We start from the raw sequence: 9,345 nt of genomic DNA on the forward strand, positions 1-9,345 counted from the left end.
GTAATGTATTGATATTTGCAGATTCTGAATTGAAACACAAAAAGCCGCAGCAAGGGGAGCCACCTCTGGCGAATCGCAGGTTATATTTACGAGACTGTAATTTCAGGCTCGGTAACCATATCTTTCGCTAATAGGAGCAGCCTTTAGCTGCGTTTTTTATGTCTGCTGTTTTGTCCGACATAAAAAAATGTAATGCGCAAAGACCTAAAAATTTTTTCCAAAATATGTAACACTTTGGTTATTGTCTTCGATTATTATTTATGAAAGGCAGTCAACTGACTATACTATTTTAAAAACTACGTTCCGAACTTCCCCATTCGGAGCAAAGTTTATAAGCCCCGAGGATTCCCTCCTTCGGGGCTTATTTTAACGACAGCAAAAAGGCTCCGACACAAGGTCGGAGCCTCAGTCTTCACAGTAGAGATAGCCCGCATACTTGTCCATATCTCCGCGCTTGTCAGCACGTTTACGTCCTTCCATATGTCTCTGGACTAAGTCAAATGTAACTCTGTCGATTAGCAATATTTATCATAAAAAGTCCCCACTCAGCAATTACTGTGGTGAGATGTTTACACCGTCGGATCGTTATTGGAAGTATTTGGTTGAATGGAAGACGTGTCAGGCAATTCTTTTTGAACATCTGAACAACAATACGTATCATTAATCACATCAGAATATATGAAATATATTTTATATGTCAGAGACGTGTAAAAAATCGGTTCTATTTTTGTGCTGATGTAACTTACAATTAAACAGAAAAAGCAAACCCTCCGCAAAGCAGAGGGTTCACCTTAATTGTGTTTAAACTATTTAGTTTATAACGATTTTCTTAGAACAAATTATTCTTTCAAGTCAATTTCTTCTTCGCGTTTTTTTCTTGAATACATTACTGCGATCAATCCGATTCCTATCATAAGCATTGAAGTAATGACTATAAGCATTTCAACGATAGAATTCATACCTGTCTGAGGCAGATTCACCTCTTCATTTGCTGAATTAACGCCTGTTCCTGTCTTAGGATCAATGACGTACTTATCAAGCACTTCATCATTTTCGTCAAACAGCGTAATCTCATACTTGCCTTCATCACTGACGTTCAGCGTTTTTACTGATACTGTCTTTTTATTCTTGGTCATATAATCAGACGCTGCCCATGAGAGGATTTCTTCATCTGTTGCAATATTGCCTGTTTGCGTAGTTGAACCGTCTCCGACAGTAATATTAGCCGAGATGGGGATAACAACTGCTGACGGTTTGTAGATATAGTTGTCGATTGTCTGTGAAGTACCGTCACTATATAGGATCATTTCAGTATCACTGGGAACGATAAAGCCCTTGAGCGTTGCTGTACCTGTGCCATCAGCGCTAACGATACCGTCTCTTGTAACAGATGCTACATTATTAGAGCTTTCTGTCCATACAATCTTTGTCCTATTTGTATAATCCTCCTGATTCTGAGCAAAATCATCATTGATCCAAAGGTTCATATACGCCTTATCGCCCGGCTTGAATGTCTCAGGTACTGAAAGACTGCCATCCTTGTTATAAATTGAAGGTTTTGCGTCAAATTCCTTCAGACCTTTCATGAGCTCATATTCACTTGCACTCGCCGTCAGTTTAAGTGTACAATAGGAAGTCGCGAAATTATCACACTCCATATAGAATTCTATTGAATCTGTCAGTGAGCCGTCTTCCTCAAGTTTGCTGATAAATGTGTTGAAATCTATCTGTTCTGTTACTGAGAACGTTGTTTCCTGGTCGAAACGCAAAGCGCTTAGACTTGTAGTTCCAAGTGCTGTCTTGTTCCCATCAGCATCTACATAGCCATATGTAACAGTCTCATTGCCGCTTGGAAGGTAATTATTGTTCTTTACAGTTGCCTTCAACGTCACCTCATTGCGGTCTGTTGCTGTCGCGTTGAAAGATTCTGCTGTCAGTTCCGGAGCAAGTGTTCCAGATTGCTCTATAGTCTCGATTTCGTCGCCGTCTACGTAAAGAACAATCTTGCCGTCATAGCTTCCGTCCTGCTCCATCGGTATCTTGATCATAACCGGAAGAACCTGACCGCCCTTCATAGTCTGATTCATCTGAAATTCTGTTCCGGTCAGCTGGTCAAATACAATGCTGTCATCATCCAGTACCGTTTCAGAACCAGTATAAGACATTATTGGCTTATTGCTTGTATAAACAACATTTCCTTCTCCATCAAGTACGTCTATAATAATATTCTGTTGAGCATTGAAGCTCTTATTTTCAAGCGTCACATTCATCTTCGCTGCGAGTCCACCATCATCATTCGTCGAGATACTTGCATCTGATATATCTGAGATCACGAGCTTATTTTTAGGCTTGAAGTGGAATGCTACCAATTCAGATGTACTCATGTCAGCATCGCCGTTCTCGTCAAACATCATTCTGTTTGCCAGAATATCCAGTTCGCCATTATCATCAACGATAAAGTCAAACCTGTGAATATTTTGATTTGCTTTGTCAGTTATCTGTACAGGATATGTCTGTTCCCCTGTTTTAGTATTCTCGCGCATCGAATAAAGCTGCTGCTCTCGATTTTGGATTTCGCCTTCCTCATCAGGGTGAATGAATTCTGTCCAGAGAATATAAATATAATCACCGTTCTGTTTCACCTTGAACGAGGTTATGCAGCGTTCCATGCTTTCATTGCCGTAATCATCAACAGAGAATGTCGGTGATGCTATGATTTCCGCCGGCATAAACGAAGATCCATATGATTTGTTGATATAATAGTAATTCTGCCCGGCTTTCGTCTTTCCCTCTGAAAGGCTGTTCTTTACGAGGTTGCTGACATTGATACGCTTAACAAATGAATCCTCAAGCCAGTAAAGGTAGGTTGCTTCGGTGATGCCATCATCTGTCATAACAGGCATTCTGATAAATTGAAGATCGGATATATCGGCGTCGCTGCCGGAGATCAGTATCGGGTGATGGTACTCATCATCGTGATAGTTGTAGATCTGCATATACAGATTCTCATCGTGATCCTTCTGCGCCATACCGCCCTTGTCGAGCGTGTAAGCCTGAAGGCTCAGATGATTGTATGTGATAACTGCACTATCCTTAGCCATTGCCTGTGACAGATCAGCTTCCTTTACTTCTGCAGTAGTGTCGGCTTTCCAATATCCAAGCTCATCTACCTGCTCTGTTACTGCAAGTGCAGGTGCAAGATCAAGGAATTCCTGACCGTACCATTTTTTAACGTAAGAGTCATAGTTATTGCCAAGAGTATTCACGAGCTTTTCCTTAACAGAGCCATAGTAATCTTCTGCCCAAGTGTCATTTTCAAAGTCATAATTGCGAACTGCCTTGAGAACATATGGATTAAGCAGGTCGCCAACGACCTCGCCTTCTTCCTCAGAGGATACCTCATACTCGCTCTTGGTGAAATAGAGCTTCATGAATTCCTGACCGTTCTCCTCGTAATAGGAAATCTCAGGTTGACTGTCACATACTGAGTCAGTTCCACCTGTCTTCGTGATTTCCATTACATCACCAAGTTTATTTGTCTCAGGATCAAAGAAACGTCCAGTAAGGTCATATGTATTGAGGATATCGCCAACATTTTCATTTTCATCAAGCAGTCTTGAGGAATCTGACCATACAATCAGCCAGCCCTTGCTGCCTGCATTACATACTGTCGGAACATCGTCTGCTGTACCGTCGTCCTCAAGAAGCTGCGGAACAGACCATGTCGTGCCGTTATATACAGAATAGTAAGCACCAAATGCATCAGGTGTTTCACGCCCAGGAACAATATCAATAAATGTCGCCAGATATTTACCGTTGCCGAGCTCCTCGACATGAATATCCGTATCACTATAGAAACCGTCTTGAAGGATCTTTTCGGTGATCTCATCAGTAGAACCGGGATTTCCGGGTGCATATTGCAGGAATCTGTTGCCGCCCCATCCTGATCTGTTTCCGTATATTTCATTGTAGTTCACTATCTCTCTGTCAGAGGTTTTGTTGAACAGTATAAGCAATAGAGATATTACCCATTGCATTGAGGAAAGTGTCATTGTCATCGTGCTCTTTTCCCTTGTAGTTAAACATATACATACCGTTGAGCGCTTCTGCTACGAGAATATCGGTATGATGCTCATAGTACTTATTGCCTTTTTTGTCGTAGAGTGTTACGGTGAAGGTATCGCCGACCTCGAGTTTCTTTGATTCGCTCATCGACATCGGGTTAAGCGTATATGTCAGGGAATCGCCAACAAAGTCCACCTGCTTAGTCAGGTCCGGACGCAGATCACCGTTTTTGGAGTAAACGCGGAACTCAGCATAATCAGGTACGATTCCCGCATCGCTTTCTACACTCAGGTGCAGATAGTATTCGGCATCCTCCTGCGTCATTATGCTTTCATCCTGAACAGCATAGGTGTACTGATTAGCGCCTGATGCTATGCCAAAGGGCAGTGAGCCTTTGTTGACCACAGCCTTTTTCTGCATTGAGCTGCTCTTAACCCTTATTCCGTCCAGTCCATTGATGTCAAGATCAAAGTCATACACCGTATCCTTAGAGATGCCGATGTCCATGACTTCAGAGATGCTGTTATACTGAGCATAGCCTGCGACATGGTCGCCCTTGTTGAAGAACTGACCGATAGAGTATTGACCCTTTGCATCGGTATAGGTATTATATCCGCCGATATTCAGAGTTACACCGACTGCTGCTTTCTTCTCTGCCTCAGTCCCCTCCACAGCGAAGAGTGGTGTTTCATATGTGTATACCTTGCCGCTGATACCGACAGGCTTTGCATTATCTTCCCTCTGCTCGAAAAAGTATTCAACTGTTTCGGTTCCATAATAAGGCTTAAAAACCATCGAATTACCTGTCAGGGTCTTATCCTCCCCTGTTTTCTTATCGCGGAAAGTCCAGGTCGTTCGCGTGGACATCTGGTATTCCTGTCCAGCTTTATCATACAGGATCTGGTGCATTTTACTGTCATCGATCTGTGCCGATAAAAGATACGAAGAATGCAGCATCGACAGATCGGGTGCTTTGTAAGTGAACGGCTCGAGATAGTTTGAATGTCCGAGAATTTTAGACGGCTCATTAAATGCCGACAACATAACATCACCAAATTTGCGTGATGGCTTTGATTCAGCATTCTCATCAGCATCGTATTGTATAGTCAGTGTTGGTCTGTTGTAAACTGCTGTAAACTCTTCCTTAGGATAGTCCACATCTACGGTTGTGGACAGACGTGACGAAGTGGTAGAGTTGACTGCAAATACGTTCTTTGTTGTCTTTGACCTGTTATTCACACCGTAATAACTCTCGCGGCGAATATTGGCGGGATTTATTTTCTGATTCTTAGTCACATCGACCGCCGTCATCGTGACCTGATCTATCATCTTGCATTTAAGGACATCGCCGTTCTTGAAACCTTTTTCTCCCTTGTTGCCGTTGAATGAGACAGCTGTTGCATCCTCTGCCTTGAAGCTGACCTCGGCGTCCATAGTCGTGTACTTTGGTATCAGATAGATCGTGTTATTATTTGCATTCAGCGCATCCATCTGGGCTGCATTGGAACAGATCATGCTCATTGAATTATAGTCGAGATATCCGTCCTTGATGCCCGTGATAGTGCCAAGATAATTAGAACGGAACTTTGTGAATGAAAGCTCTTTAAATGGTTCATGGGCACGTGAATCAAAAATATAATTACGTTCGTCTATTTCAGCCACAGGCACGTATGAGGAATCTTTTTCCTCCCATCTTTTGAGGGTACTGAGACTATATCCGCTTCCGTCATCCTCTCTTGTATAATACAGAAAAAGTGCGTCTGCAGTAGAAATTGGATTTGAGATTTTACCAAACCTTGTATCCGTGTTCTGTTGATCTTTGTTCGTCGGAACAGGCTCATAGTTACGATTCAGATAAGTGATCTTATCGCCAGCCCTAATAACTTTTTCGTATGAATATGAAGCATAACCGTAATCCCTTAAACCGGTAAAGACATGAATATCTTTTATCGCCTCAGAGGGGTTTTTAGTAGTTTTGATACCGATCATTACATCATAATATGTCATCTCCCAATTTGATACGATAGAATATCCCTCATAAGTATATTCTCCATGCATAATTTTCATTTCATCTTCCCAGGAGACGTGGTAAACATAGAAAATCTTGATGTCTTTGATATATTCATGCTCCTCGGGTTTTCCAATGTAGGCTTCCGCAGATTCTACCTTTACTCCGTTTTGTAGTCGCGAACTGAAATTCTGGAGCTGCTTCTTCGGTGTGGTCTTAGAAACCGTGACAGGCTCATTGGCAAAGCTCGACTTCCAGTTGGGAATGGCAGGAACCTTAATTTCAGTAGACTCGTCGAGCGAAGTGTATTTTTTGCCTGTCAGCTTCTGATCCTCGTTCAAGGTAATAAAAGTGTATTCAGACGGATAGTATATCTGTATCGCAGTCACCTCATACCAAAAGTCAGCTGTAAGTCTCAATGATGTACAGTCAGTGCTTTTGAGTGCAAACAATCCTGAAACGTTCACTTCTTCAAACGAATATCTCGGCTTATCGACTACCTTCCAGCCGATAAGTTCGTTTCCCGCATACACATCAAGCGCACTCGTACGGTTTATATAGCTGGCTTTCACTTCAACTCTGACAAAGCGTGCACCCTTGAGCTCGGGAATATTAAAATTTTGTCCCTGAGAAGTATACTTCGGAGTAGACAGCACCGATGACGGTACGGAATATACGACATTTTTATTATTGCCCGATGACGCATTTACGATCGGTGCCGAAACTGCTGCCGGCAGCGACGGCTTCGGAAGCGGCTGCGGCTGCGGCTGTGGGAACATATCTGGCTCCTCCAGCACATCTGCCTCATTTGCTTTCGTGCTGCCGATCCATACTTTAGTACTTTTACGTTTCTCCTCGGTGATGTTCTTGTCCTCGTCGATAAGCACCGTAAAATATGTGCCTACCTGTGCAGCCTCTGTCAGTTCAACTCTGACAGTCGCCTCGGTCTGCCCCGGTGCAAAGCTGACATTTCCGTTGTCAACGGGGATATATGCGTCCATAGACTCTGCTGTACCCGAAGCTGTGCGCCAGTTCAGGCTCGCATAATAATCCATACCTGTGACGCGCTCAACCGTTACCTCGGCATAGGACGCACTTCTGTCGGTGACGATCTCGGCTTCCTTCATCGCAAAGGTAACGGGCTCATCGGGCTCATTGTCCTCGATGTTGACGGTGTACTGCATATTTACACCGATAACGCCCAAGGTTGCGTTTCCGAGAACAAGCGCGGTGCTCTCGGTTATCTCGCCCTTATCGTCGTCCTCGATATGTACGTAAACAGTTTTCTTATACTCACCTGGCTCAAAATCGAGCGTTAAGAATGCGCCGTCAAATGAATCTACTACCTCATTGTCGGCTTCCATAGCAGCCCTTTCGAGCTGCTCCTGCTCATATTCGCCTCGCCAGTTGGTATTGACTGTGTCCTTTCCTGTCTGCTGACGGAAAGCACCGCGCATACTATCTTCCGCTTTCTCGCCGGAGCTCTGCTCTGTCTCTGCCTGCTCTGCGGCTTGTGCTTCCACAATTTCGTACTCAGAATCGTCCTCTGCCGTTTCTTCAGCAGGTGTTTCAACAGGGGGCAGCTCCTCCGTAGGAGCTACAGGCTCACCGGTCACAGAATCCGTGTTCGCTGCTTCTCCATCCTGTTCCAGCATATCCTTAAAAGTGCCGTCCTCCATTGCAGCCTGCACCTTTGGTGCTGCGACCTGCGAATCGTCGGCATAGTTCTTTTTTCTTTTGATCTTTGTGTACAATGTGTAATCGGCGCCGTACTGTGCAGTCACGTCATATGCCTTGACATCAACGCTCATCGCCTCAGACGGATCACCCAGACGCACGATAGTTACTTCCTTATCAGAATCGCCCTCTTTAATAGTAGTGCTTTCCTCATAAAATGCAATTGCTCCCTCGGGATAATCCTCAGTGTAGGACAGCAGCTCATTGCGAAGGGCTTCCTCTGCGGCTCTGTCCTCCGCATATATCTGTCCAATTGACATAATAGGCAAAGTCTGTACCATTACTGCTGAAGTCACGACGCCGGAAAGCAATCGAGTCCAAATCTTTTTCTCCATAACATCACCTCATTTTGGTCGTATCAAAAATGATCATGTAAATAAAAAATAGAGGGACCGCCTTTGCAGTCCCTCTATTTCAAGTTCTTGCATTTTTAATACAACAAATCGTTATATATTATTTAGTGTATCCGGCGAGACATTTGTTGTGTCATTTTTTACTGTCTCACTTTGCATATTACCACCTGTCACGTTCTCCAGCTCATTCAGATCAAGAACTGAATCCTCTTTAGATTCGCGGAGCTCATTCTTATTCTTGTTATTGTTCTTATCCAACATACATTTTACCTCCTTAAAAATCACCTTGTTAATATCATTTTGGTAATCACAGCTAAATTAATTCAACTATTTTCACCTTTATATATATTATTATAATATACCGTAACATTAAATTCATTAATATTATGTACATAAATTATATTTCCAGTTTACAATAACGTTAATTATATCATCAGTTTTCACTTGCAAATTAATCATTTTAACACGCGCATTTTTTGAATATAGAGTGTAAGCTTACCTGCTGAAAAAAGCCCTCAGAAACGCATACAGAGCGTTCCTGAGGGCTTACGGTAATTCACTTCCATTGATGAACACGAACAGCTAATTGCGCTGTTCTATCTTCCGCCGTATTATCCCGAATACAATACAATGAATAGCTAAATCATGATTTGAAGCAATCCATAAGTCATATAGAAATGGAAAAGATAAGGACGAATTACAGATCCGTGCTGTGATTAAAAAAAACATCCTGTTTTTACCAATATTTATTTGCCATAATAATATAATTAAAGCCGATACATTATATATCGGCTTTTTCTATTAGGTTTGTTATTCTTTGATAAGGAAATCTTACGTTGCAAGGCGACCTTATCGGATCCGGCGCCCTCTGTCAGCTTTGCTGACATCTCCCTGTACCACAGAGTGTCACCATTGACCTGACAAAAGGAACAAAGTCCCTTTAGATTCCCATTCATGGGTATAATATATTTTTTTGACAATCTGAGGCTCCGACACAAGGTCGGAGCCTTTTAATATAAGCTTTACTTGATGAGACCTATGCCCCATATAGTGAAGCTGCCGCTTCCGCTTATAGAAACATCAAGGTCACCTGTTGTATCCTGATAATAGCCAAGCTCTGCGTCCGGACCGCCCCATGTGTACTGCTTATTTCCGTTGATCTTTGTAGTCTTGCCATTAACA

The 9,345-nt window shown here is 42.8% G+C and carries 3 protein-coding genes; all 3 read right to left on the bottom strand.

The window, feature by feature from the left end:
• Window positions 1-839: 839 nt before the first annotated feature.
• The 3 genes from K5677_RS08680 to K5677_RS08690 all read right to left on the bottom strand — a co-directional run bounded on the left by K5677_RS08680 (window position 840) and on the right by K5677_RS08690 (window position 8,424).
• Window positions 840-4,058: a hypothetical protein gene (locus tag K5677_RS08680; protein ID WP_296726905.1), complete on the bottom strand. Its 3,219-nt coding sequence runs from the start codon at window positions 4,056-4,058 to the stop codon at window positions 840-842.
• The gene (locus K5677_RS08685) at window positions 3,988-8,145 is read right to left on the bottom strand and encodes a Calx-beta domain-containing protein (protein ID WP_296726906.1); all 4,158 of its coding nucleotides are present in this window, start codon (window positions 8,143-8,145) and stop codon (window positions 3,988-3,990) included. The genes K5677_RS08680 and K5677_RS08685 overlap by 71 nt, the downstream gene beginning before the upstream one ends.
• Window positions 8,146-8,256: 111 nt before the next feature.
• On the bottom strand, window positions 8,257-8,424 hold the full coding sequence (locus K5677_RS08690) for a hypothetical protein (RefSeq protein ID WP_296726909.1): 168 nt from the start codon (window positions 8,422-8,424) through the stop codon (window positions 8,257-8,259).
• Window positions 8,425-9,345: the final 921 nt, after the last annotated feature.

Source organism: Ruminococcus sp. (genome assembly GCF_024684275.1).